The organism is Citrobacter farmeri (assembly GCF_019048065.1).
GTDB lineage: Bacteria > Pseudomonadota > Gammaproteobacteria > Enterobacterales > Enterobacteriaceae > Citrobacter_A > Citrobacter_A farmeri.
On record NZ_CP077291.1, the window covers coordinates 3,125,126 to 3,150,906 of the forward strand.

Annotated in this window: 23 protein-coding genes; 8 read left to right on the plus strand and 15 right to left on the minus strand. The window is 56.5% G+C overall.

Annotated features, from left to right (window positions below; all coding sequences use genetic code 11):
- Nucleotides 1-29: 29 nt before the first annotated feature.
- The 5 genes from uvrB to bioB form a co-directional block, all read right to left on the minus strand.
- Entirely contained in the window at nt 30-2,051 is a 2,022-nt protein-coding gene (gene uvrB, locus I6L53_RS14720) for an excinuclease ABC subunit UvrB (RefSeq protein WP_042320483.1), read from the minus strand.
- Between the two features lie 564 nt (nt 2,052-2,615).
- The gene (gene bioD, locus I6L53_RS14725) at nt 2,616-3,302 is read right to left on the minus strand and encodes a dethiobiotin synthase (RefSeq protein ID WP_042320486.1); all 687 of its coding nucleotides are present in this window, start codon (nt 3,300-3,302) and stop codon (nt 2,616-2,618) included.
- Entirely contained in the window at nt 3,295-4,050 is a 756-nt protein-coding gene (gene bioC / locus I6L53_RS14730) for a malonyl-ACP O-methyltransferase BioC (protein ID WP_042320489.1), read from the minus strand. Before bioC ends, bioD begins: the two co-directional genes overlap by 8 nt.
- Nucleotides 4,034-5,191 carry an 8-amino-7-oxononanoate synthase gene (bioF, locus tag I6L53_RS14735; protein ID WP_042320491.1) on the minus strand — a complete coding sequence of 386 codons (1,158 nt, stop codon included), beginning with the start codon at nt 5,189-5,191 and terminating at the stop codon, nt 4,034-4,036. Before bioF ends, bioC begins: the two co-directional genes overlap by 17 nt.
- Nucleotides 5,188-6,228 (minus strand): biotin synthase BioB, encoded by a 1,041-nt coding sequence (gene bioB, locus I6L53_RS14740; RefSeq protein WP_042320493.1) that lies wholly within the window; start codon nt 6,226-6,228, stop codon nt 5,188-5,190. The genes bioF and bioB overlap by 4 nt, the downstream gene beginning before the upstream one ends.
- 76 nt (nt 6,229-6,304) lie before the next feature.
- Here bioB and bioA point away from each other — a divergent pair, with 76 nt between their 5' ends.
- Both bioA and I6L53_RS14750 read left to right on the plus strand, forming a co-directional pair.
- On the plus strand, nt 6,305-7,594 hold the full coding sequence (bioA, locus tag I6L53_RS14745) for an adenosylmethionine--8-amino-7-oxononanoate transaminase (protein WP_042320572.1): 1,290 nt from the start codon (nt 6,305-6,307) through the stop codon (nt 7,592-7,594).
- Nucleotides 7,595-7,652: 58 nt separating this feature from the next.
- The gene (locus I6L53_RS14750; protein ID WP_042320496.1) at nt 7,653-8,129 is read left to right on the plus strand and encodes a kinase inhibitor; all 477 of its coding nucleotides are present in this window, start codon (nt 7,653-7,655) and stop codon (nt 8,127-8,129) included.
- Nucleotides 8,130-8,222: 93 nt separating this feature from the next.
- Here the strand turns inward: I6L53_RS14750 and hutH are convergent, their stop codons facing one another.
- The 5 genes from hutH to hutI all read right to left on the minus strand — a co-directional run bounded on the left by hutH (nt 8,223) and on the right by hutI (nt 14,514).
- Entirely contained in the window at nt 8,223-9,743 is a 1,521-nt protein-coding gene (gene hutH, locus I6L53_RS14755) for a histidine ammonia-lyase (protein WP_042320498.1), read from the minus strand.
- Nucleotide 9,744: 1 nt separating this feature from the next.
- Nucleotides 9,745-11,430 carry a urocanate hydratase gene (gene hutU / locus I6L53_RS14760; RefSeq protein WP_042320500.1) on the minus strand — a complete coding sequence of 562 codons (1,686 nt, stop codon included), beginning with the start codon at nt 11,428-11,430 and terminating at the stop codon, nt 9,745-9,747.
- Between the two features lie 171 nt (nt 11,431-11,601).
- The gene (locus tag I6L53_RS14765; protein ID WP_042320502.1) at nt 11,602-12,327 is read right to left on the minus strand and encodes a histidine utilization repressor; all 726 of its coding nucleotides are present in this window, start codon (nt 12,325-12,327) and stop codon (nt 11,602-11,604) included.
- 25 nt (nt 12,328-12,352) lie between these two features.
- On the minus strand, nt 12,353-13,294 hold the full coding sequence (gene hutG, locus I6L53_RS14770) for a formimidoylglutamase (protein ID WP_042320505.1): 942 nt from the start codon (nt 13,292-13,294) through the stop codon (nt 12,353-12,355).
- Nucleotides 13,291-14,514 (minus strand): imidazolonepropionase, encoded by a 1,224-nt coding sequence (gene hutI / locus I6L53_RS14775; RefSeq protein WP_042320507.1) that lies wholly within the window; start codon nt 14,512-14,514, stop codon nt 13,291-13,293. The genes hutG and hutI overlap by 4 nt, the downstream gene beginning before the upstream one ends.
- Nucleotides 14,515-14,737: 223 nt before the next feature.
- On the opposite strand from hutI, the gene I6L53_RS14780 reads away from it, so the two are divergent.
- The gene (locus I6L53_RS14780) at nt 14,738-16,021 is read left to right on the plus strand and encodes a putative acyl-CoA thioester hydrolase (protein WP_042320509.1); all 1,284 of its coding nucleotides are present in this window, start codon (nt 14,738-14,740) and stop codon (nt 16,019-16,021) included.
- A gap of 68 nt (nt 16,022-16,089) precedes the next feature.
- On the opposite strand, the gene pgl is transcribed toward I6L53_RS14780, so the two are convergent.
- Nucleotides 16,090-17,085, minus strand: coding sequence for a 6-phosphogluconolactonase (pgl, locus tag I6L53_RS14785; RefSeq protein WP_042320510.1), 996 nt, complete (start codon nt 17,083-17,085; stop codon nt 16,090-16,092).
- A 163-nt stretch (nt 17,086-17,248) separates the two neighbouring features.
- On the opposite strand from pgl, the gene I6L53_RS14790 reads away from it, so the two are divergent.
- On the plus strand, nt 17,249-18,067 hold the full coding sequence (locus I6L53_RS14790) for a pyridoxal phosphatase (protein ID WP_042320516.1): 819 nt from the start codon (nt 17,249-17,251) through the stop codon (nt 18,065-18,067).
- Here the strand turns inward: I6L53_RS14790 and modC are convergent, their stop codons facing one another.
- From modC to I6L53_RS14810, 4 genes are all read right to left on the minus strand, one after another.
- On the minus strand, nt 18,068-19,126 hold the full coding sequence (gene modC / locus I6L53_RS14795; RefSeq protein ID WP_042320518.1) for a molybdenum ABC transporter ATP-binding protein ModC: 1,059 nt from the start codon (nt 19,124-19,126) through the stop codon (nt 18,068-18,070). It abuts the gene before it with no gap.
- 2 nt (nt 19,127-19,128) lie between these two features.
- Nucleotides 19,129-19,818 carry a molybdate ABC transporter permease subunit gene (modB, locus tag I6L53_RS14800; protein ID WP_042320520.1) on the minus strand — a complete coding sequence of 230 codons (690 nt, stop codon included), beginning with the start codon at nt 19,816-19,818 and terminating at the stop codon, nt 19,129-19,131.
- A complete protein-coding gene (modA, locus tag I6L53_RS14805) occupies nt 19,818-20,591 on the minus strand; it encodes a molybdate ABC transporter substrate-binding protein (RefSeq protein WP_042320522.1) in 774 nt (257 codons plus the stop codon). Before modA ends, modB begins: the two co-directional genes overlap by 1 nt.
- A 252-nt stretch (nt 20,592-20,843) precedes the next feature.
- Complete coding sequence (locus I6L53_RS14810) at nt 20,844-20,993, minus strand: AcrZ family multidrug efflux pump-associated protein (RefSeq protein ID WP_003023026.1); 150 nt, start codon at nt 20,991-20,993, stop codon at nt 20,844-20,846.
- A 128-nt stretch (nt 20,994-21,121) separates the two neighbouring features.
- Between I6L53_RS14810 and modE the strand changes: the two genes are divergently transcribed.
- The 4 genes from modE (at nt 21,122) to galT (ending at nt 25,779) form a co-directional block, all read left to right on the plus strand.
- Nucleotides 21,122-21,910, plus strand: coding sequence for a molybdenum-dependent transcriptional regulator (gene modE, locus I6L53_RS14815; protein ID WP_042320523.1), 789 nt, complete (start codon nt 21,122-21,124; stop codon nt 21,908-21,910).
- 116 nt (nt 21,911-22,026) lie between these two features.
- Nucleotides 22,027-23,499, plus strand: a complete 1,473-nt coding sequence (gene modF, locus I6L53_RS14820; RefSeq protein ID WP_042320524.1) for a molybdate ABC transporter ATP-binding protein ModF — start codon at nt 22,027-22,029, stop codon at nt 23,497-23,499.
- A 207-nt stretch (nt 23,500-23,706) separates the two neighbouring features.
- Nucleotides 23,707-24,723, plus strand: a complete 1,017-nt coding sequence (gene galE / locus I6L53_RS14825; RefSeq protein WP_042320526.1) for a UDP-glucose 4-epimerase GalE — start codon at nt 23,707-23,709, stop codon at nt 24,721-24,723.
- 9 nt (nt 24,724-24,732) lie between these two features.
- Entirely contained in the window at nt 24,733-25,779 is a 1,047-nt protein-coding gene (galT, locus tag I6L53_RS14830; RefSeq protein ID WP_042320528.1) for a galactose-1-phosphate uridylyltransferase, read from the plus strand.
- Nucleotides 25,780-25,781 lie beyond the last annotated feature (2 nt).

Below are 25,781 nucleotides of genomic sequence, written 5' to 3' on the forward strand. Positions count from 1 at the left end.
GCATTGCTGCACCGCCATCCGGTAGTCTCTCACGAAGCCGCGATAAACAGTTCACGCAGCTGATGCAGTTGATCGCGAATCTGCGCGGCCTCTTCGAACTCCAGGTTCTGCGCATGCTGCATCATCTGCCCTTCCAGCTCGTGAATTTTCTGCTGCAGCGCTTTTGGCGTCATGTCCAGTTCGACCACATCCGACGCCGCCGAGGAACGCGACTTGCCTCTGCCCTTCGCCCTGGTTTTCGCAATGTTCTGCCCCAGCGCCAGAATATCGACCACTTTTTTATTCAGGCCCTGCGGGATAATGCCGTGCTCTTCGTTGTACTGCTGCTGTTTCTCGCGACGGCGTTCGGTTTCGCTAATCGCCTTCGCCATTGAGGCCGTAATTTTGTCGCCGTAGAGAATCGCTTTGCCGTTAATGTTACGCGCCGCACGACCAATGGTCTGAATCAGCGAACGTTCGGAACGCAGGAACCCTTCCTTGTCAGCATCGAGAATCGCCACCAGCGACACCTCCGGCATGTCGAGACCTTCACGCAACAGGTTGATCCCCACCAGCACATCAAACTCGCCCAGACGCAGGTCACGAATGATTTCCATACGCTCTACGGTGTCGATGTCCGAGTGCAGATAGCGCACCCGCTCGCCGTGTTCTTCCAGATACTCGGTGAGATCTTCCGCCATCCGTTTAGTCAGCGTGGTTACCAGGACACGTTCGTTGATCTGCGCACGTTTGCGGATCTCAGAGAGCAGATCGTCTACCTGCGTTGCTACCGGACGTACTTCAATCACCGGATCCAGCAACCCTGTCGGGCGCACGACCTGATCAACCACATCGCCGCCTGATTTCTCCAGCTCATAATTGCCCGGCGTCGCAGAAACATAGATCGTTTGCGGTGCAAGCGCTTCAAACTCTTCGAACTTTAACGGGCGGTTATCCAGCGCCGACGGCAGACGGAAACCATACTCCACCAGCGTCTCTTTACGCGCGCGGTCGCCACGATACATCCCGCCAATCTGCGGGATAGTCACGTGGGACTCATCCACCACCAACAAACCGTCGGCGGGCAAATAGTCAAACAACGTCGGCGGTGGCTCACCCGGCCCGCGTCCTGACAGAAAGCGCGAGTAGTTTTCAATCCCTGAGCAGTAGCCCAGCTCGTTCATCATCTCCAGATCAAACTGAGTACGTTGGCTCAGACGCTGCTCTTCCAGCAGTTTGTCATTGGCGAGCAGGACTTTGCGACGATCGGCCAGTTCGACTTTGATCTCTTCCATCGCTTGTACAATGCGTTCACGCGGGGTCACGTAGTGCGTTTTAGGGTAGATGGTGTAGCGCGAAATGGTGGATTCCACCTGCCCGGTCAGCGGATCAAACAGCGACAGACGCTCCACCTCTTCGTCAAACAGTTCAACGCGCAGTGCAATATCGTCGGATTCCGCCGGGAAGATATCGATCACCTCACCGCGCACGCGGAAAGTCCCGCGCTGGAAAGCCTGATCGTTACGGGTATATTGCAGTTCGGCCAGTCGACGCAAAATGGCGCGCTGATCGATAATCATGCCCACCGTCAAATGCAGCATCATCTTCAGATACAAATCCGGGTCGCCCAGACCATAGATAGCAGAAACGGACGCCACGACGATCACGTCACGGCGCTCCAGCAATGCTTTGGTGGCAGACAAACGCATTTGCTCAATGTGTTCGTTCACCGACGCATCCTTTTCGATGAAGGTATCAGAGCTGGGAACGTACGCTTCCGGCTGATAATAGTCGTAGTAAGAGACGAAATACTCGACGGCGTTATCCGGGAAAAACTCTTTCATTTCGCCATACAGCTGCGCCGCCAGCGTTTTGTTGGGTGCCAGCACCATCGTCGGGCGCTGTAGATCGGCAATCACATTGGCGATAGTGAACGTTTTCCCTGACCCCGTTACGCCAAGCAGCGTCTGGTGCGCCAGGCCGTCCTCCAGTCCCTCTTCCAGGCGTCGTATTGCCTCAGGCTGATCGCCGGAAGGTTTAAATGCGGAATTCAGTTTGAACGGTTTACTCATGAGCAGCTACCTGAAGGAATGGGCGGGCAGGTGTGTAATTTTACTCGCAGAAGATAATATTGCCAGTAAAATATACTGGATGAAAAAACAGTAACGCCTCATAATATTTGTGTTACGCGTGATAAAATCGGATCGGAGACGGCTAAAATTTCATCGCTGACAAGATATTATACCAGGAAGCGGGTTTATCCCCAGACCAATGACTTCGTTAACATTGTCAAGATGTGTTATGAAAGTTTTATTGCATTCAATGACCACAATATGACAGCCATTGATTTTATCTAACGAGCTGTAAAACAAAGACTATTTTGTAAAGCCGTCTTTCGCATCAATTCGGCTGGAAGCCGCGTATTCTCTCGCTTGCCCTGCGTTTTCTAACTCTAATACACAAGGTTATCCACAGGAATGGTGGATAACTGCCTGCAGGCCGTATGGTCTGCCGCCTGGCAAATTCCCGGTTCGACCCGCCAGGACGCACATAAAAAAAAATTATCGCTAAATTTTGATTTTTATCAGCTAACGGAGTGCCCCTGGCAGGCGAGATCTTGCTCGCAATTTTGCGTTTTACTCATCCAAGAGCAAAGAGAGATCCAGATATTGTCCTGTGGCCGCATTTTCAGCTCCGGCCGCCAGCCACGGGATTTCACCCAACAGCGGCGCAGGGATAACCCGCTGAAGCGTCGCCATATACTCAGGGTGGCGTTTTCCCGGCGGCGTAACGTCATTCGCCACCCATCCGGCAAGCAGGAGCCCCGCCTGTTCTACAGCCTGCGCTGTCAGCATGGCATGGTTAATACACCCCAGCTTCACGCCAACGACCAGGATCACCGGCAACCGTTCACTCTGAACCCAGTCAGCGAAGGTATAATCCTCCGCAAGCGGTGTAAACCAACCGCCTGCGCCTTCTACCAACAGCCATTCCGCCTGTGCGTCCAGCGCGCGTAGCCCGTCTGACAGCACGTCAGCACGAATCGGTTTCCCCTCATCGGCGCTAATGATATGCGGCGAAGTGGGTTCCGCGAAGGTGTAAGGATTCACCGCCGCATACTCCAGCGCCAGACCGCTGTTGCGCTGAAGCGCCAGGGCGTCACTGTTGCGTAATCCCTCTGGCGTCATTTCACTGCCGGACGCCACCGGCTTGTATCCGGCCGTCCGGTAGCCCAGACTGCGCGCCGCCTGTAATAACGCACAACTGGCGACGGTTTTACCGACTTCCGTATCGGTGCCGGTAACAAAATAACGTTTAGTCACGTTCAATCACTCCTGCAAAAAGATGGTAGGTCAGAGGATATTTCCCCTGCCGCTGGGGCCAGGCCAGCTGCAGCTGCTGCAACTGCGAGCGGGTTAAAACGCCCGACGCGCGCCCCTCGTGCAAATGGGTCGCGCCGATACCTTTCAGTGAGCGCATGGCGCTCAGGGCGTCATCAAACTCCAGCGTCAGGGAGATCGACTGATGCTCTCCCTGCCAGCCGCGCATCGCATCACACAAGGCCTCACAAGATAAAAACCGGTTGCCATGCGCCCGGTTATCCACCGCGCGCCAGGCCTGATGAAGTTCTGGCAGCGAGTCCTGGGCCAGCGTGGTGAAAGCCACACAGCCGCCAGGACGTACGACCCGGTAAAGTTCGCTTAGCGCATGATGCAGACTGTCACACCACTGCACGGCCAGATTGCTCCAGGCCAGGTCGAACGTCGCGCTGGCTAACGGCAGCGACTCGATGTCTCCGGCAAGGTAGTGATGCGCCACATTCTGACGACGCGCCTCGTCCAGCATCCGGTCAGAGAGATCCAGTGCGGTAACCTGACTGCCCCGCTCGCGCCAGTAGCAGCTCAGACGCCCCGGCCCGCAGCCGGCATCCAGCACCTGCAAAAACGGGCGATGCGGCAGTTGCGCCAGCAACGCGTCAGCGCTCAGGCGCTGCAATGTGGCATGCTGCTCATAGTGCGCTGCCGCGCGGCCAAACGCCGCCGCGACAGCCTGCTTATTCACTTGTCCCATGCAGCACCTCCAGCAAACGATCGATATCCTTAGGTTCATGCCCCTGGGTTATCGTCAGGCGCAGGCGGGCCGTGCCAACGGGCACGGTCGGTGGCCGGATAGCCGTGACCCAGCAGCCCTGATGGCGTAAGGTGTCCGCCAGCTGCAAAGCGCGTGCGTTATCGCCGACAATCAGCGGCTGGATGGCACTGTGCGACTGCGCCAGCGTGAAATCGGCATGATTGATTGCCGAACGAAAGCGCTGGATAAGCTTCGCCAGTTTCTCCCTGCGTGCGTCACCGTCCTGACTGCGAATCACCGAAAGCGAGGCCTGTAGCGCCATCGCCTGCGCAGGCGGCATGCTGGTGCTGTAAATCAGATGACGGGCGAACTGCAGCAGATAATCAGCAACGCTTTCAGAGCACAGGATCGCCGCACCGCTGACACCAAAGCCTTTACCGAACGTCACGACCAACAATTCCGGTTTTACCCGCTGCTGCCAGCAGCTTCCGCGTCCCTCTTCTCCATTCACGCCAATACCGTGGGCATCATCCACCAACAGCCAGGCCCTGTGCGCCTGTGCAGCACGCTGAATTTCCGCCAGCGGCGCGCTGTCGCCATCCATACTGAACACCCCCTCAGTCACCACCAGCTGTCGTCCCGAACAGCGGGCGTCAAGCAGGCGCGCGAGATGCGACGGGTCGTTATGGGTAAAGCGGCGAAGCGGGGCTGGACTCAGGCTGGCCGCTTCCAGCAGCGAAGCATGGCTGAGGCGGTCAGCAACAATCCGATCATCTTTTTCCATTAGCGCGGTAATCACCGCCTGGTTTGCGGCGAAACCGGAGATAAACAGCAGCGCGCGGGGATAGCCGAGCCAGTCGGCCAGTTCCTCTTCCAGCTGCTGGTGGGCGATGGAATAACCGCTGACGTGGCCCGAGCCGCCGCTGCCGACCCCAAACCGTTCCGCTCCCAGTTGCCAGGCGCGAACGATATGCGGATGGTCGCTTAGGCCCAGATAATCATTACTGGAGAAATTGAGATAACGCCGGTCATTCACCTCCAGCCAGCGACCGGCTCCCTGCGCGACCGCGTAACGTCGGCGCAAAGTATCTGCCGAACGACGCGCCGCCAGCGCATCGTCGATTTTCTGTTGCCAGGTCATACGGCAGCCGCGTTGTAGTAATCATCGGTATCCGGCGTCAGCAACGCCTGTTCGAGACGCGCACGCTGCTCGTTATCCCCCGCGAGGACCGCGGTCTGCTGTGGATTCAGCCCCAGCTTATGGAAGAGCTGCAGATCTTTGTCCTCCTCCGGGTTTGGCGTGGTGAGCAGTTTGCAACCGTAGAAAATGGAGTTGGCCCCGGCCATAAAGCACATGGCCTGCGTTTGTTCATTCATCTGCTCGCGACCGGCGGACAAACGGACGTAAGAGGTCGGCATCATGATACGCGCCACGGCAATGGTGCGAATAAAATCAAACGCATCGACGTCGTCGTTATCCGCCAGCGGCGTGCCTTTCACCTTCACCAGCATGTTGATGGGTACGCTTTCCGGCGGGGTCGGCAGGTTTGCCAGTTGCAGAAGTAGCCCGGCACGATCTGTCACCGTTTCGCCCAGACCGACGATGCCGCCGGAACAAACTTTGATCCCGGCCTCGCGCACTTTATCCAGCGTGTCGAGACGCTCCTGGTAGGAACGGGTGGTGATGATATTGCCGTAAAATTCCGGCGACGTATCGAGGTTATGGTTGTAATAGTCCAGACCCGCTTCCGCCAGGCGCTGCGCCTGAGACTCATCGAGCGTGCCGAGCGTCATGCAGGCTTCCAGCCCCATCGCTTTCACTCCCTGAACCATTTGCTGCAAATACGGCATGTCACGTTCGTGCGGGTTCTTCCACGCCGCCCCCATGCAGAAACGGGTAGAACCGGCGTTCTTTGCTTTACGCGCCGATTCCAGCACCTGTTCGACTTCCATCAGCCGCTCAGATTCGAGACCTGTTTTATAGCGCGAACTTTGTGGGCAGTATTTGCAGTCTTCCGGGCAGGCGCCGGTTTTGATCGACAACAGCGTACTGACCTGTACCTGACGAGGGTCGAAATGCTGACGGTGGATTTGCTGCGCCTCGAACAGCAGATCCAGCAGCGGTTTCTCAAATAATTCGGTGACTTGCGACAGCGTCCAGCGAGAATGAGTGGTCATAATTTTATACTTTTTGTGGTGATAAAGGTGTAGACTTGTAAACCTAAAACTTTTTAATTTGGTTTACAAGTCGATTATGACAACGGACGATATCGCTTTTGATCGGCGCCACATCTGGCACCCCTACACCTCAATGACGTCCCCGCTGCCGGTCTATCCTGTTGAACGTGCCGAGGGCTGCGAACTGATTTTATCCAGCGGTGAGCGCCTGGTTGATGGCATGTCGTCATGGTGGGCTGCGATTCACGGCTACAATCACCCACAGCTCAATGCGGCGATGAAAACGCAGATTGACGCCATGTCCCATGTGATGTTCGGCGGGATCACGCATGCCCCCGCGGTCAACCTGTGCCGAAAACTGGTTGCCATGACACCCGCGACGCTTGAGTGCGTGTTCCTCGCCGATTCCGGTTCCGTCGCGGTGGAAGTGGCGATGAAAATGGCGCTGCAATACTGGCAGGCGCGGGGTGAATCACGTCAGCGCTTCCTGACGTTTCGAAACGGCTATCACGGTGATACCTTCGGCGCGATGTCGGTCTGCGATCCGGACAACTCCATGCACAGCCTGTGGAAGGGTTATCTGCCTGAAAACCTGTTTGCCCCCGCCCCGCAAAGCCGGATGGACGGTGAGTGGGATGAGCGCGATATGGTGGCCTTCGCGCGCCTGATGGCAGCGCATCGTCATGACATCGCGGCGGTGATCCTTGAGCCGATTGTCCAGGGGGCTGGCGGTATGCGCATGTACCATCCGGAATGGCTGCGCCGTATCCGCAAAATGTGCGATCGGGAAGGCATTCTGCTGATTGCTGATGAAATCGCAACCGGATTTGGCCGCACGGGCAAACTGTTTGCCTGCGAACACGCCGGGATCGCGCCCGATATTCTGTGCCTGGGTAAAGCGCTGACCGGCGGGACGATGACCCTCTCCGCCACCCTGACCACCCGCCAGGTGGCGGAAACCATCAGCGACGGCGAAGCGGGCTGTTTCATGCACGGCCCCACGTTTATGGGCAATCCGCTGGCCTGCGCGGTGGCAACTGCCAGTCTGTCTCTGCTGGAATCCGGCGAATGGCAGGCGCAGGTATCGGCCATTGAAGCCCAACTACGCCAGGAACTCACTCCGGCGCAAACGTCGCCGTGGGTGGCAGATGTGCGCGTGCTGGGGGCGATCGGCGTGGTGGAAACAACGCATCCCGTCAACATGGCGGCTCTGCAAAAATTCTTTGTGCAACAGGGCGTGTGGATCCGTCCGTTTGGCAAGCTCATCTACCTGATGCCGCCGTATCTCATTCAGCCAGCACAACTGCGCCGACTGACGCAGGCAGTGAACGACGCTGTGCGCGAAGAAACGTTTTTTAACGCATAATACACGGTAAGCTGTGAGGTTTCTGGCGACACTTTTTAGCGAGAATGAAGGAGAGTGCATGAAATTAATCAGCAACGATCTGCGCGACGGGGAAAAGCTTCCCCAGCGCCATGTCTTCAACGGTATGGGCTATGACGGCGATAACCTTTCTCCGCATCTGACCTGGGATGAAGTGCCTGCCGGAACGAAGAGTTTCGTCGTGACCTGTTTTGACCCGGATGCGCCAACCGGTTCCGGCTGGTGGCACTGGGTAGTGGCCAATATTCCCGCTGACACCAGGGTACTGCCGCAGGGCTTTGGCTCCGGCCTGGTCGCGCTGCCCGACGGCGTTATCCAGACGCGTACCGACTTTGGTAAAGCGGGCTACGGCGGCGCAGCGCCACCAAAAGGAGAAACCCACCGCTATATCTTTACCGTTCACGCGTTGGATGTGGACAAAATTGACGTCGATGAAGGTGCCAGCGGCGCGATGGTGGGATTTAACGTCCATTTCCACTCGCTCGCCAGCGCGTCGATTACCGCGATGTTCAGTTGATCGTGTTGTGCCGGATGACGACGCTCACGCGTCTTATCCGGCCTACGGGAGGAATTCGTAGGCCGGATAAGCGTCAGCGCCATCCGGCGCTGTTCAAAGAAACGCCGGCACAAGCTGCAGCAAGGTCCCCTGCGCAAGCAATTCTGTCGCACGCTCAATATCCGGGGCGAAGAAACGGTCCTGGGTATAATGCGCAACCTGCTTACGTAACGCGATTCGCGCCTCCTCCAGGAGCGGACTTGACGTTAACCCTTCGCGTAAATCGATCCCCTGGCAGGCCGCCAGCCACTCGACGGCCAGTACGCCACGAGTATTCGCCGCCATCTCCCACAACCTGCGCCCTGCCGCCGGTGCCATCGAGACATGATCTTCCTGGTTCGCCGACGTTGGCAGGCTGTCCACGCTGTGCGGATGCGCCAGCGCTTTGTTCTCACTGGCGAGCGCTGCCGCCGTCACCTGGGCAATCATAAAGCCGGAGTTCACCCCACCGTTTTTGACGAGGAATGGCGGCAGTTGCGACATATGTTTATCCATCATCAGCGCAATACGGCGTTCGGAAAGCGCGCCGATCTCAGCAATGGCCAGCGCCAGATTATCCGCCGCCATCGCCACCGGTTCGGCATGGAAGTTACCGCCGGAGATGACGTCCCCCTGCTCAGCAAAAACCAGCGGGTTATCGGAGACCGCATTGGCTTCCGCCAGCAGTACGTCCATCACCTGGCGCATCTGCGTCAGACACGCCCCCATCACCTGCGGCTGACAGCGCAGAGAATACGGATCCTGTACCTTTTCACAATTGTGGTGCGACGCCGACAGCGCGCTGGTCTGTGTCAGTACATGACGATACAGCGCCGCCGCGTCAATCTGCCCCCGCTGTCCGCGCGCGGCGTGGATCCGCGCATCGAACGGGCGACGGGATCCCAGTACGGCTTCGGTGGTTAACGATCCGCACACGATGGCTGACGCGAACAGTTCCTGCGCTTCAAACAGTCCGCGCAGCGCAAACGCCGTCGACGCCTGCGTACCGTTAAGCAGCGCCAACCCTTCTTTTGCCGCCAGCGTAATCGGCTCCAGCCCGGCTTTTTTTAACGCTTCCGTCGCCGGCAGCCATTCCCCCTGCCAGCGCGCCTTCCCTTCCCCCAGGAGGGTAAGTGACATATGGGCCAGCGGCGCTAAATCGCCGGAGGCGCCCACAGACCCTTTTGCCGGAATGTGTGGCCAGACTTCGGCGTTAACCAGTGCAATCAGCGCTTCTATCACGCTGAGTCGAATGCCGGAGAAGCCGCGCGCAAGGCTGTTTATCTTCAGCACCATAATCAGACGCACCAGCGCGTCATCCAGTGCTTCGCCCACGCCTGCCGCATGCGACAGTACCAGCGAACGTTGCAGGTTTTGCAGATCGTCATCCGCGATGCGCGTCTGCGCCAGTAGGCCAAAACCGGTGTTAATGCCGTAGGCCGTACGTCCCTCGGCGACAATCGTGTTGACACACGCCACGCTGGCGTTAATACCATCAATGGCGCTGGGGTCGAGGCGCAGTTTAACCGGCTGCTGCCAGACCTCGCGCAGTTGTGAAAAACTCAAATGGCCCGGCGTTAAGGTCATGGTGTTCATATCAGCGTTTCCCCTGCGTTGCCGCAACCATCGGTAGATTCAGACCTTGTTCCACGGCGCACTCCACGGCGATGTCGTAACCTGCATCCGCATGACGCATCACACCAGTCGCCGGATCGTTATGCAGTACCCGGGCAATTCGCTCAGCCGCTTCATCGCTGCCGTCGCAGACAATGACCATCCCGGCGTGCTGTGAGAAGCCCATTCCTACGCCGCCGCCGTGGTGTAGAGATACCCAGGTGGCTCCGCTCGCCGTGTTGAGCAGCGCATTGAGCAGCGGCCAGTCAGACACCGCGTCAGAACCATCGCGCATCGCTTCGGTTTCGCGATTCGGGCTGGCGACAGATCCGGAATCCAGATGATCGCGACCGATCACAATCGGTGCAGACACTTCACCACTACGTACCATTTCGTTGAACGCCAGACCCAGTTTTTGCCGCCATTCAAGGCCCACCCAGCAGATACGCGCTGGCAGCCCCTGAAAATTAATCCGCTCCCGCGCCATGTCCAGCCAGCGATGGAGGTGCTCGTCATCCGCCACGATCTCTTTCACTTTGGCGTCGGTTTTATAAATATCCTGCGCATCGCCGGAAAGCGCCACCCAGCGGAAAGGCCCGATGCCACGACAGAATAGCGGGCGAATATAGGCCGGTACGAAACCTGGAAAAGCAAAGGCATTTTCCACGCCCATCTCTTTTGCCATCTGACGAATATTGTTGCCGTAATCGAACGTGGGTATGCCCATCTCATTGAACGCCAGCATGGCCTCGACGTGTTTCGCCATCGAACGTTTCGCCGCCTCTACCGTTCCCTGCGGATCGGAGAGCGCTTTCTGCTGATAGGTTTCCCAGTCCCAGCCGGAAGGCAGATAGCCATGCAGAGGATCGTGGGCGCTGGTCTGGTCGGTAACCATGTCCGGACGTACGCCGCGTTTCACCAGTTCTGGCACCACATCCGCCGCATTGGCGCAGAGGGCAATTGAGACGGCTTTGCCTTCACGGGTATATTTTTCAATACGCGCCAGCGCGTCATCAAGGGACGTCGCCTGTTCATCGACATAGCGGGTACGCAGACGGAAATCGATGCGGCTCTGCTGACATTCAATGTTCAGGGAACAGGCGCCTGCCAGCGTTGCCGCCAGCGGCTGTGCCCCTCCCATGCCGCCGAGTCCGGCGGTTAACACCCAGCGCCCGCGCAGATTGCCGTCGTAATGCTGGCGTCCCGCTTCGACAAACGTTTCATAGGTGCCCTGCACAATTCCCTGACTGCCGATATAGATCCAGCTTCCGGCCGTCATCTGGCCATACATTGCCAGCCCTTTCGCATCCAGTTCGTTGAAATGCTCCCAGGTCGCCCAGTGCGGAACGAGGTTGGAGTTGGCAATGAGCACGCGCGGGGCGTTCTGATGGGTTCTGAATACGCCAACCGGTTTGCCGGACTGGACCAGCAGCGTTTCATCTTCTTCGAGTTGAGTCAGGGCGTTGACAATCGCGTCATAACACTCCCAGTTACGGGCCGCGCGCCCTATACCGCCATATACCACCAGCTCATGGGGATTTTCGGCGACATCGGGATCCAGGTTATTCATTAACATGCGCAGCGGCGCTTCGGTCAGCCAGGATTTGGCCGTCAGCGTTGTTCCTCGCGGGGCGCGGATATCCTGCTGACGATACTTGCTATGAGACATAACAACGACTCCTCACGGACGTGCCGGATATTGCTTAGCCGGCATAATGGAATGATTGGGTGTGAGGTAAATATATACTTGTCTATACAAGCCATAACAAGGCAATGATTAACAAAAAAGATACAATTTTGTTATATTGCGTCAGCAATCACGCTTTTCAGTCCACGCCGTTCAGGAAGAGAAATGGCCCTGTAACCGGTAGCGAGATCCCGGGAAGAGCAGTCGCGCGTGGGAAACGATCTGCGTGGCGGACCAGGTGGTACGACGAATGAGCAGACAAGGATCGGTCTCGCCAATATCCAGTAAGGCACACTCTTGCGCCGTGGCGCGCACCGCTTCCACAATGTGCTCCCCTTCCGTCAGCGGAGCAATCAACGACAGATAGGCATGCGGCGTGGTCTGGCTGTAATCCTGCGCCAGATACTCCGGGACAATATCGGCATTCACACAGCGATCTTCAATCTGTACCGGCTGATCGTTTTCAAAATGCACCATCACAGAATGGAAAATCGCCGTCCCTTCACTGACCTTCAGCGTCGCCGCCTGTCGCGCATTAGCCGGTTTTTTTTCCAGAATCAGCACCTCGCAGTGATGCCGATGTCCCCGTGAGGCAATTTCGTCGGCAATACTGCGAATTTCAAACAGCGCGGACTGTCCTTTCGGCTCCGCAACAAAGGTTCCCACCCCTTGCAGGCGCACCAGCATCCCTTCGTCGGTCAGTTCGCGCAGCGCCCGGTTGATGGTCATCCGGCTAAAGCCGTACTGCGCCACCAGCTCCGCCTCCGACGGAATACGATCGTGCGGCTGCCAGATGCCGCTGGCAATCTTTTCGCTAATCTCGCGTTTAACCGTCTCATAAAACGGTGCGGGAGCAGAACGAGGGCGAGAGAGTGTCATGGGTATGTTTTACCTTATCAATCGATTACTGCCACCAGTGGGCGATTTGCCAGCCAAGCCGCGCAGCCACGCGTGCTGACCTGCCATCATTATCAAAGCGAGGATTAAATTCAACCATATCCACCGCCTGGAGCTTACCGCTGCGGCAAATAGGTTCAATTAATTTCAGCAGGGTCGCTAACGGCACGCCCAGCGCTGCCGGGGCCGACACCGCGGGCATCTGTGCAACGGGCAGGACGTCGAGATCGACAGTCAGGTAAAGTTTGTCTACCTCGCTGATAAACGCCGTCAGACGAGCGTGCGCTTCACTGCACTGCAGATCTTCAACCACCAGCACATTGCGCTTTTGCGCCTCATCCCACAGTGCCTGGGTATTGGCCGCCCGACTGACACCGATGCAGGCGTACCGGAACTCGCGCTGCTGCTGGTCGCAAAGCTGCGCCAGTTGACGAAACGGTGTGCCGGAAGTCGCCCGCGCGGCGTTACGCAGATCCAGATGTGCGTCGAGATTAATGATCCCCACCCGCTCGCCAGGGAACGCATCAAATATGCCCGCCCCGTGGCCGAATGCCGTTTCATGTCCGCCGCCAAGAACGAAGGTGCGCATTCCAGCCCTCTGACATCGGGAGACCGCATCACGCAGCGCCTGTTGCGCCCCTTCCAGATCCGCCGTCGGGGCCAGCAGGTTTCCCATATCCACCAGTCGCTCATGCCCCGCGTGACTCGCCAGGTTTGCCAGCGCACAACGCAGCGCGTCAGGCGCACCAGCGGCACCGGGACGCCCTTGATTTCGCTTAACCCCCTCATCGCAGGCAAAGCCGAGCAGCGCTATTTTGTCGCGATAATGCTCTGGCGAAAACGTCAGGCTGCGCGCGATCGTCTGAAACAGACGCAGCGCGTTTGCCGCTTCACCGCTGTCATCTCGCCCCTGCCACAGGTCAGAAGCAGCCGCTTCCCATTGCGTCATGTGATTTGTCCTCGAAATATGCGTTGATACAGCGGGTTGCGCCCAGGCTCATAGAGGATCTCCACCGGGTTTTGCGCATCCCAGACGTTAAAATCGGCAACGAAACCCGCCTTAAGTTGTCCGTGCGTTGTCTGGCGTCCCAGCGCCTGAGCGGCATGACGGGTGACGCCCGCCCACGCCTCTTCCGGTGTCAGTCCAAACTGAACGCAAGCCATGTTCATTGCCAGGTGCAGGCTGATAAAGGGACTGGTGCCGGGGTTGAAATCGGTCGCTACCGCCATTGGGATCCGGTAGCGTCGCAGCAGCTCAACGGGCGGGCGCTGCGTCTCCTTAAGGAAATAGAACGCTCCCGGTAGAAGTACGCCGACGGTGCCGCTATGACGCATTGCCGCCACGCCCGCTTCATCAAGATATTCAATGTGATCCGCAGAAAGTCCATGATAACGACTGATCAGTTGCGTCCCGCCGAGCAGAGACAATTGCTCAACATGTCCCTTAACCGGGATGCCCGCCGCCTGCGCCGCGCGCAGTACCCGTTCGCTCTGGGCCAGGGTAAACCCTACGCTCTCGCAGAAGAGGTCGACCGCTTCAAACAGTCCCTTTTCCCATAACTGCGGCAATATTGTTTCGCAGACGTGGGTGATATAGCCGTCAGGATTGCCCTGGTATTCAACCGGCACGGCATGCGCCGCCAGCAGCGTGGGGCTGATTTCGACAAGATTTTCTTCAGCCAGACGGGCAGCAACGCGCAGCATCTTTTCTTCGGTAGCCGCATTCAGACCATAGCCAGATTTCACTTCCAGCAAGGTCACGCCCTCGCGTATCAGACACGCGATCCGCGCCTGCGCAGAGGCGAAGAGCGTCTCCTCCGTGGCGGCACGCGTCGCCGACACGGTAGCGTTAATACCGCCGCCCTGCGCGCTGATCTGCTGATAAGAGACACCGTTCAGCCGCTGTTCCCACTCGCTGGCACGGTTGCCGCCAAACACCAGATGCGTATGGCAGTCAATCAATCCTGGCGTCACCAGACGCCCTTGCAGGTCATGCGTATTGCCGTGCGCTGCCGGGAGTGATGCCTCCGGCACAATCGCCAGCACGCGCCCCTCACGGACAATCAACGCATGACGTTCCAGCATGCCATAGGGCGTCGGCTGCTCCGGGTCGAGCGTCGCCAGACGGAGGTTTCGCCAGATCGTATCATCAGGTAACAGGTGTTGCATGCCCTCTCCAGCTTGTCTTAGATTGTATAGACATTTATTTGAGATCGCGGGCGGGAAGTCAATCATCCAGGGCAAAAATGTTACTTAATTGTGACGTTCGCGGTATCAGGATCCACGAGGAGTGGTTTAAAAAACAACTTTTTAGCTTTTCACCTTCCCGTTTAGCTCAACTTAGTATAAAAAAGCAGGCTTCAATGGATACTTTTATAGCCCGGAGCAACTCGTGAACACATCATCAGTTTCCCGTCTGGCGCTGGCACTGGCTTTTGGCGTGACGCTGACCGCCTGTAGCTCTACCCCGCCGGATCAAATTCCTTCCGATCAAACCGCGCCTGGAACCTCCTCGCGCCCGATTTTATCGGCGAATGAAGCGCAAAATTTTGTCGCTAAAAACTACTTTTCTTCCCTGACGCCGAACGCTGCGCCGTGGACACCCTCCTCGATTTCTCTGCCTGCACAGCCTGACTTTGTGGTCGGCCCGGCCGGTGCGCAGGGCGTGACCCACACCACCATTCAGGCGGCGGTGGATGCAGCGATCACCACCCGTACCAACAAACGTCAGTACATTGCCATTATGCCAGGTGAATATCAGGGAACCGTCTATATCCCTGCGGCACCCGGCAGTCTGACGCTGTACGGAACGGGAGAGAAACCGTTAGACGTCAAGATTGGTGCGGCGATTGACGGTGAAATGAGCACCGCTGACTGGCGTCATACGGTGAATCCAGGCGGTAAATATATGCCTGGCAAACCGGCCTGGTACATGTTTGACAACTGCCAGAGCAAACGCGGCGCGAATATTGGCATGATGTGTTCAGCCGTACTGTGGTCGCAGAACAATGGCCTGCAGTTGCAGAACCTGACCGTTGAAAACAATCTCGGCGACAGCGTGGATGCAGGTAACCATCCGGCCGTTGCGTTACGCACCGACGGTGACAAAGTTCAGATCAACAATGTGAACATTCTGGGCCGCCAGAATACCTTCTTTGTGACCAACAGCGGCGTGCAGAACCGTCTGGAAAATGACCGTCAGCCGCGTACTCTGGTCACCAATAGCTATATCGAAGGTGACGTGGATATCGTTTCCGGCCGCGGCGCTGTGGTGTTCGATAACACGGATTTCCGCGTGGTGAACTCCCGTACTCAGCAGGAAGCGTACGTCTTCGCACCGGCTACGCTGTCGAACATTTACTACGGTTTCCTCGCCACCAACAGCCGCTTCACCGCTGCGGGTGACGGTGTGGCGCAACTGGGCCGCTCACTGGATGTCGACAGTAACACCAACGGTCAGGTCGTGATCCGCGATAGCGTGATTAACGAAGGCTTTAACATGGCGCAGCCGTGGGCTGACGCGGTGATCTCGAAGCGTCCTTTCGCGGGCAATACCGGCGCGAAAGATGATAAAGGCGAAACCCAGCGTAACCTGAACGACACCAGCTTTAACCGCATGTGGGAATACAATAACCGCGGTGTGGGCAGCAAAGTGGTGGCAGCACCGAAGCAGTAAGCATGAAAAAACCGGCATCCTGCGATGCCGGTTATTCTTTTTACCGGTAGGTTAAAAATCTACCTGAATTAATATGCGTTAACCACCACCCACATCGGGCCCTGACCTACCGCATAGCGTCCCTTTTCCGTTAACAACCCCTGCTCACCGACAATCTCGTACACCGCGATATGGTGCGACTTCTGTCCGGCAGCAATCAGGTATTTCCCGCTATGGTCCACATTGAAACCGCGCGGCTGCGTTTCAGTTGGCTGGAAACCCTCTTTGGTTAGCACACTGCCATCTTCTGAAACGCTGAATACGGTAATCAGGCTGGCGGTACGATCGCAGGCATACAGATGGCGCCCATCAGGCGTAATGTGAATGTCCGCCGCCCAGCGAGTATCAGAGAAATCAGCCGGCATCATATCCAGCGTTTGCACACATTCGATATCACCGTGCGGATCTTTCAGTTCCCAGACGTCCACAGAGCTGTTGAGCTCGTTAACGCAGTAAGCATATTGCTGATTCGGATGGAACGCCATATGACGCGGACCGGCCCCTTCAACGGTGGTCACTTCCGCCGGCTCTTGCGCCACCAGTTTGCCGTCATCGCTGAGGGTAAACAGGCAGATACGGTCCTGCTTCAGCGCCGGCACCCACAGGGTGCGGTTGTCTGGAGAGATATTGGCGGAATGACAGCCATCCATCCCTTCCACCACATCGACAAGCCCGACCGGCAGGCCATCTTCCAGACGGGTCACGCTGACATTGCCCGCATTATAGGAGCCAACAAAAACGAAACGCCCATGATGATCGGTTGAAATGTGTGTTGGGCTGCCCGGAAGTGCAGATTCCGCAGCAAACGTCAGCGCACCGTCATCCGGCGCAATCCGATAGGCCAGCACGCGAAATTCAGGACGCACGCCCACATAGAGATAACGCTTATCCGGGCTGACCACCATCGGCTGAACCTGTCCGGGCACATCAACCACCTGTACCAGCTTCAACGCGCCATCATGATTCAGACTCCAGACATGGATCTGTTGACTTTCAGGGCTGGCGGTATAAACGGTTTGCTTCATGAATGCTCCTCTGCTTTAGGCAACTGGCTGCAATGATGGAATACAGCTTAACGTAGTCGCTTTTGACGGTGAATGCTGAATCTAAGTACGAAATTTTGCCTGCTCCCCGTCCCGGTGTACCATTCAGGCAGACAAAATTTTCAATGTTAATCGGGATGACGATATGACCGCTCGCGTGATTGCCCTGGATTTAGATGGAACCCTGCTGACCCCGCAAAAGACCCTGCTCCCCTCGTCGATCGAAGCGCTGTCACGCGCCAGAGCGGCTGGTTACCAACTTATCATCGTCACCGGGCGTCATCACGTTGCGATTCATCCTTTTTATCAGGCACTGGCGCTGGATACACCTGCAATTTGCTGTAATGGCACCTATTTGTATGATTATCACGCAAAAAACGTTCTTGAGGCCGATCCCCTTCCGGTTAATCAGGCGTTGCAGTTGATTACACTGCTGGAAGCACACCAGATTCATGGTCTGATGTATGTCGATGACGCCATGCTGTATGAACATCCAACCGGCCATGTCATTCGCACATCGAACTGGGCGCAGACGCTGCCGCCGGAACAGCGACCGGTCTTCACTCAGGTGCCTTCGCTGGCGCAGGCGGCGCACGATGTCAACGCGGTCTGGAAATTCGCTCTGACAGATGAAGATATCCCTAAACTGCAGCAATTTGGCAAGCATGTCGAACAGCAATTGGGTCTTGAGTGCGAATGGTCCTGGCACGATCAGGTCGATATCGCCCGTCAGGGTAACAGCAAAGGCAAGCGCCTGACCCAGTGGGTTGAAGCTCAGGGCGGGTCGATGGAAAACGTGATTGCCTTCGGGGATAACTACAACGACATCAGCATGCTGGAAGCGGCCGGTACCGGCGTGGCGATGGGCAATGCTGACGACGAGATCAAAGCACGCGCTAACGTCGTCATCGGCGATAACACCACCGACAGCATTGCGAAGTTCATCTATAGCCAGCTGCTGTAATCAGGCGGTTATGGATACGCTCTTGATCTGCGCGTACAGCCAGAGGCCAGGTTTGATCCCCAGTTCATCCCTGGCCCACGGGCTTATGCGCGCCCACAGCGTTTTTCCCCCTACCTCAAGCTGAACTTCCACCTGCCCGTTATCGTCGTAGCAGTGGGTCACCTTTGCACGCAGAATATTGCGGATGCTGGTTTGCTGCGGCGGTTGTAGCACCAGTGAGACATCCGACGCCTGAATACGAATGCGCAGCGAGGCTTGCAGCGGCTCATTGAGCTTATTGACCCACAAATGCTGGTCGCCCAGCGCCAGTGCCGTCATAGCGTAATGCGGATGATGCTCCAGCACGCTCACTTTCAGGATGCTGCTCTGCTGTTCTTTCGGCAGCCACGGATGCATCACGCTGCTGCTCCAGACCTCTTCCAGCGCACCAAACGCCTTCACCTGACCGTCCTCCAGCACCAGCACGTTATCGGCCAGATGGAGAATTTCGTCGAGCGAGTGGCTGACATACAGCATTGGAATATTGATCTCCCGCGCCAGGCGTTGCAGATAGGGCAACAGTTCGCGCTTACGCGGAATATCCAGCGAGGCGAGCGGTTCATCCAGCAGCAGGAGTTCCGGCGCGGTCAGCAGCGCCCGACCAATCGCCACACGCTGTTTTTCACCACCTGAGAGTCCTCCCGGCAGTCTGTCGAGCAAGGGTTCAATGCCTAACAGTGCCACCAGCTTATCAAACTGACCGGCCATGCTTTTTGCCATACCGTAGCGCAGATTGCCGCGCACTTTATAATGCGGAAACAGGCGCGCATCCTGAAAAACGTAGCCTATCCGGCGTTTTTCCGGCGTCAGACAGATACGGTTTTCTGTATCGTTCAGCACCCGTCCGTTGAGCACAATGCGCCCTTTCTGTGGTCGCGTCAGACCACTGATGGCATTGATCAGCGAGGTTTTTCCGGAGCCAGAAACGCCAAAAATCGCGGTGATACCGCTGGCGGGCAGCGTTTCGTTGAGCGTGACGCAATGGGTGCCCAGCGTCTGGGTGAAATTGAGTTCCAGCATGATTATCGCCCCGTTCGCTCGCGGCTGAGCCGGGCCAGCCATTCAGAAATTAACAGTGAAATCAGCGCCAGTACGATGGAGATAAGACACAGTCTCGCCGCTGCGCTTTCTCCCCCCGGCGTCTGGATCAAGGTATACATCGCCGAAGGAATGGTACGCGTTTCACCGGGAATGTTGGAGACAAAGGTAATCGTGGCGCCAAACTCACCCAGCGAGCGGGCAAACGCCAGCACCGTCCCGACAATAATGCCAGGCAGCGTCAGCGGGAGAGTAATGGTAAAGAAGACGCGCCAGCGTCCCGCCCCCAGCGTCCGGGCGGCTTGCTCCAGCTTGATGTCCACCCCTTCCAGCGCCAGCCGGATAGCGCGCACCATCAGCGGGAAAGACATCACAGCCGCCGCCAGCACCGCGCCGCGCCAGCTGAAGGCAAAAGTAATTCCAAACCAGTCGTACAGCCACTGACCGATAAATCCGCGCCGCCCCATCGAGACCAGCAGCAGATAACCGACCACCACCGGTGGTAATACCAGCGGCAGATGCAGCACGCTATCCAGTAGGGCTTTGCCTGGGAAGGTGCAGCGCACCAGCAGCCAGGCAAAGAAGATCCCAAACGGCAAACTAAACAGCACGGCCAGGGAAGACACTTTCAGGCTCAGGAGAACGGCCTGCCATTCGGGATCGGTCAATATCATTACTTGGTCGTAAATCCGTAACGTTTAAAGATTTCAGCAGCCTGCGGTCCTTTCAGGTAATCATAGAACGCGCTGACCGTGGCGTTTTTATGTCCATCAACAATCGCGATGGGGTACTCCACTTTTTTGTGCGAGTCTTCCGGGAAGGTGGCTACGACCTTAACCCCTTTGCTGGCAACTGCATCAGAGCCGTAAACGATGCCTAACGGCGCTTCATTACGCTCGACCAGCGCCAGCGCGCCGCGCACATCTTCTGCCGGAGCCAGTTTAGGTGACAACGTCTCCCAGGCCCCCAGTTTCTGTAGCGCTTCTTTCGCGTAAATCCCCGCCGGAACGTGTTCCGGATCGCCCACCGCCAGACGACCACCGTTCAGCAGCGTCGTCCAGTTGGTTTTACTGTCGATCGTAAAATCTTTCTGCTCACTGGCTTTTGGCGCAACCACCACAAGGCTGTTACCCAGCAGCGTCTGACGCGATGCCGTATCAATAGACTTCTTATCTACCGCGTAGTCCATCCATTTTTGATCGGCAGAAATAAACAGATCCGCTGGCGCACCGGCTTCTATCTGACGAGCCAGCGTCGAAGATGAAGCAAAAGAGGAGACCACGTCGACATTCTTCTCTTTTTTGTATTCTGCCGCGATATCCTGCATCGCATTGGTCAATGACGCCGCTGCAAATACCGTGATTTTCCCTTCATCCGCCAGCGCGTGTCCGGCAACCGTCAGTGATAATGTTGCCCCAGCAAACAGGCGTAACCATGTACGAGCCATCTGTAACTCCTTTCGAGTATCGTTATGTAGACGCAAATATAACGACAAAGCAACGTTTTTCCCAGAAGTTATTGATACCTATAAGAGGTTACGCAAAGAAAATATCGGCAGGAAGGAGGAGAACTTGAGAAACAATCCGATGGATTTCGGGTTGCATCGAGGCGGCAAATCGGTGAGCCGTTCGGGCGCGGCCAACACAATGCGGCCTGGAAGACGAAGGAACAAAACGCCCGACTGAGCGGGCGTTCATAATCAATGATTCTGTCTGGACTGGTCTTTCTGACCGATACCGGAGAAAATGTTGAACACTTCACCGAGACCGTAAATCAGACCCAGGATGATGGCCATCACCACAGGTACCATGATTACGGCGAATACCAGACTTTTCAATAACTCTAACATGGTCAACTCCTGATATAGTCCTTGTAGTATTCTAACCGCATCACTGAGAAAAGCACTCCCCTTTTGTGCGGTCGGCTTTGCGTCTCTGTGGTTTTCCGTCACAATAACCTTTTTGCCAGGATCTTGTTATGCAAGCCGAAATCCTTCTTACCCTGAAACTTCAGCAAAAACTGTTTGCCGATCCCCGACGCATCTCTTTGCTCAAGCATATTGCACTTTCCGGTTCCATCAGTCAGGGCGCGAAAGACGCGGGCATCAGCTATAAGAGCGCCTGGGACGCCATCAATGAAATGAACCTCCTCAGCGAGCAGACGCTGGTGGACCGCGCAACAGGCGGTAAAGGCGGCGGTGGCGCCGTATTAACCCGCTACGGTCAGCGCCTGATCCAGCTTTATGATCTGCTCGCGCAGATTCAGCAAAAAGCCTTCGATGTCTTAAGCGACGATGACGCGCTGCCGCTCAACAGTTTGTTAGCGGCTATCTCCCGCTTCTCCTTGCAAACCAGTGCGCGCAACCAGTGGTTTGGGACGATAACCGCGCGCGACCACGATCAGGTGCAGCAACATGTCGATGTACTCCTGGCAGATGGCGAGACGCGGCTCAAAGTGGCAATTACCGCCCAGAGCGGCGAGCGACTGGGGCTTGATGAAGGTAAAGAAGTCCTCGTACTGCTGAAAGCGCCGTGGGTAGGGATCACGCAGAACGATGCCATCGCCCAGGCAGCGGATAACCAACTCCAGGGCATTATCAATCATATCGAACGCGGCGCAGAACAATGTGAAGTATTGATGACGCTGCCGGACGGTCAGATACTGTGCGCCACTGTGCCGGTAGACGACGCCGCCACGCTGACGGAAGGCGCGAACGTAACGGCGTATTTCAACGCCGATAGAGTGATTATCGCGACGCTGTGCTGAGTCTCGCCGCAGCGGTATAACGGCGGGAAGTTACCCGCCGTCGCGCTAATCACATTGACATTCCTTTCTGGAACACGTATCCCTGTCATTCATCGCTGCAAAAAATGGGATACAAAATGTCATTGTTGCATATTTCGCAAGGCACGTTTCGTCTTAGCGATACAAAAACACTTCACCTGGATTCCGTAACATTAAACGCGGGTGAAAGTTGGGCGTTTGTCGGTTCGAACGGAAGCGGCAAATCGGCGTTGGCGCGCGCGCTGGCCGGTGAGTTACCGTTGCTCAAGGGCGAACGCCAGTGCGCATTTTCGCGGATTACCCGTCTCTCTTTTGAACAACTACAGAAACTGGTCAGCGATGAATGGCAGCGTAATAACACCGATATGCTCAGTCCTGGCGAAGAGGATACCGGGCGCACCACGGCGGAGATCATTCAGGACGAGGTAAAAGACCCGGCCCGTAGCGCGACGCTGGCGCAACAGTTTGGTATCACCCATCTTCTCGATCGTCGCTTTAAATATCTCTCTACCGGAGAAACGCGCAAAACATTGCTCTGTCAGGCGCTTATGTCTGAGCCAGATCTGTTGATTCTCGATGAGCCGTTTGACGGCCTGGATGTTGCCTCCCGCCAGCAGTTGGCAGCCCTGCTTGAAACGTTGCATCAGTCCGGCATCACGCTGGTATTAGTATTGAACCGCTTTGATGAAATCCCGGCGTTCATTCAGTATGCCGGCGTGCTGGTTGATTGCACCTTAACAGAAACCGGATCGAAAACTGACCTACTCCAGCAAGCGCTGATCGCTCAACTCGCCCATAGCGAGCGACTGGAAGGGGTGATGCTACCCGAAGCAGACGAACCTGCCGCTCATGCTGTTCTGACCGCCGATACGCCGCGGATCGTCCTGAAAGATGGCGTCGTGTCGTACAACGATCGCCCTATTCTCGATCGTCTGAGCTGGCGGGTGGATCCCGGTGAGCACTGGCAGATTGTCGGCCCCAACGGTGCCGGAAAATCCACGTTGCTTAGCCTGATAACCGGTGACCACCCGCAGGGATACAGCAACGATCTGACGTTGTTTGGTCGTCGTCGTGGCAGCGGTGAAACCATCTGGGATATTAAAAAACACATCGGCTATGTCAGTAGCAGCCTGCATCTCGACTACCGGGTGAGCACCACCGTGCGCAATGTGATTCTGTCAGGCTATTTCGACTCTATCGGGATCTATCAGGCCGTGTCAGACCGCCAACAGAAACTCGCGCAGCAGTGGCTGGATATTCTGGGTATCGACAAGCGTACCGCCGACGCACCGTTTCATAGTCTTTCCTGGGGGCAACAGCGACTGGCACTGATCGCCCGGGCGCTGGTTAAGCACCCGACCCTGCTGATTCTGGACGAACCGTTGCAGGGACTGGACCCGCTGAATCGCCAACTTATCCGTCGTTTTGTCGACGTGTTGATTAGCGAGGGTGACACGCAGCTGCTGTTTGTCTCCCATCACGCTGAGGATGCGCCGACCTGTATTACCCATCGTCTGGAATTTGTGCCAGACGGCGACACATATACTTACCAGCAAACCCAGTTGCGTTAATTTTCATCCATGGGCGCGAAAGCGCCCTTTTTTTTTCGGATAAAAGGCGCAATCATTCCTAAAGTTTATGATTTATAATCGAATAATTAATGACAAAGCGTGAGAAATCGCGAGTGTAAACGATTCCACTATTTTATTCCATGTCACACTTTTCGCATCTTTGTTATGCTATGGTAATTCCATACCATAAGCTTAACGGAGCGAATTATGAGAGTTCTGGTCACCGGTGGTAGCGGTTACATAGGAAGCCATACTTGTGTGCAGTTACTGAAAAACGGTCATGACGTCATCATCCTTGATAACCTCTGTAACAGTAAGCGCAGCGTACTGCCTGTCATTGAACGTCTGAGCGGCAAACATCCGACGTTTGTCGAAGGCGATATCCGCAACGAAGCGCTGATGACCGAGATCCTGCACGATCACGCGATTGACACCGTCATCCATTTCGCCGGGCTGAAGGCCGTCGGCGAATCTGTCGCGAAGCCGCTGGAATACTATGACAACAACGTCAACGGAACGCTGCGACTGATTAGCGCCATGCGTGCCGCCGGCGTCAAAAACGTCATTTTTAGCTCATCGGCAACCGTCTACGGCGACCAGCCGAAAATCCCTTATGTTGAAAGCTTCCCGACCGGCACGCCGCAAAGCCCGTACGGCAAAAGCAAGTTGATGGTCGAGCAGATCCTCACCGATCTGCAAAAAGCCCAACCGGCGTGGAGTATTGCGCTGCTGCGCTATTTCAACCCGGTCGGCGCGCATCCCTCAGGCGACATGGGCGAAGATCCGCAGGGCATCCCGAATAACCTGATGCCGTACATCGCCCAGGTTGCAGTAGGCCGTCGTGATTCCCTCGCCATTTTTGGCAACGACTACCCGACCGAAGACGGTACCGGCGTACGCGATTACATCCACGTGATGGATCTTGCTGATGGTCACGTTGCCGCAATGGAAAAACTGGCTGGCATTCAGGGTGTCCATATTTACAACCTCGGCGCGGGTGTCGGCAGCAGCGTGCTGGACGTAGTCAACGCCTTCAGCAAAGCCTGCGGTAAACCGGTTAACTATCACTTTGCTCCGCGCCGTGATGGTGACCTGCCAGCCTACTGGGCAGATGCCGGCAAAGCCGACCGCGAACTGAACTGGCGCGTGACGCGCACGCTTGATGAGATGGCGCAGGACACCTGGCGCTGGCAGTCACGTCATCCGCAGGGATACGAGGATTAAAAAACCATCATGAGTCAATTCAACCCCGTCGATCATCCGCATCGCCGCTTTAACCCGCTCACCGGCCAGTGGATTCTGGTTTCGCCGCACCGTGCTAAGCGCCCCTGGCAGGGGGCGCAAGAAATCCCCTCTAACCAGGCGCTGCCAGCACACGATCCGGACTGCTTCCTGTGTGCGGGCAATACACGCGTCACTGGCGATAAGAACCCGGATTACAGCGGAACGTTCGTCTTCACCAACGACTTCGCGGCATTGATGACAGATACACCTGACGCGCCGGACAGTCACGACCCGCTGATACGCTGCCAGAGCGCGCGCGGCACCAGTCGCGTTATTTGCTTTTCACCAGATCACAGTAAAACGCTTCCGGAACTTAGCGTTCCTGCCCTGACCGAAATTGTGAGAACCTGGCAAGAGCAAACCGCAGACCTCGGAAAACGCTATCCTTGGGTGCAAGTTTTTGAAAATAAAGGCGCGGCGATGGGCTGCTCAAATCCTCATCCCCACGGTCAGATTTGGGCCAACAGTTTCCTGCCAAACGAAGCCGAACGCGAAGATCGTTTGCAAAAAGACTATTTTGCCGAGCAGGCGTCGCCGATGCTGGTCGACTACGTGCAGCGCGAACTGGCCGACGGCAGTCGTACAGTGGTAGAAACCGATCACTGGCTGGCTGTCGTGCCTTACTGGGCAGCCTGGCCGTTCGAAACGCTATTGCTGCCGAAAGCGCACGTACTACGTATCACCGATTTGACCGACGAACAGCGCGCAGACCTTGCGCTGGCGTTGAAAAAACTGACCAGTCGTTACGACAACCTGTTCCAGTGCTCTTTCCCGTATTCGATGGGCTGGCACGGCGCGCCGTTTAACGGTGAAGAGAACGAACACTGGCAGCTACACGCGCACTTTTATCCGCCGCTGTTACGCTCCGCAACCGTGCGCAAATTTATGGTCGGTTATGAAATGCTGGCCGAAACCCAGCGCGATCTCACAGCGGAGCAAGCGGCAGAGCGTCTGCGCGCGGTCAGCGACATCCATTTTCGCGAATCCGGAGTATAAAA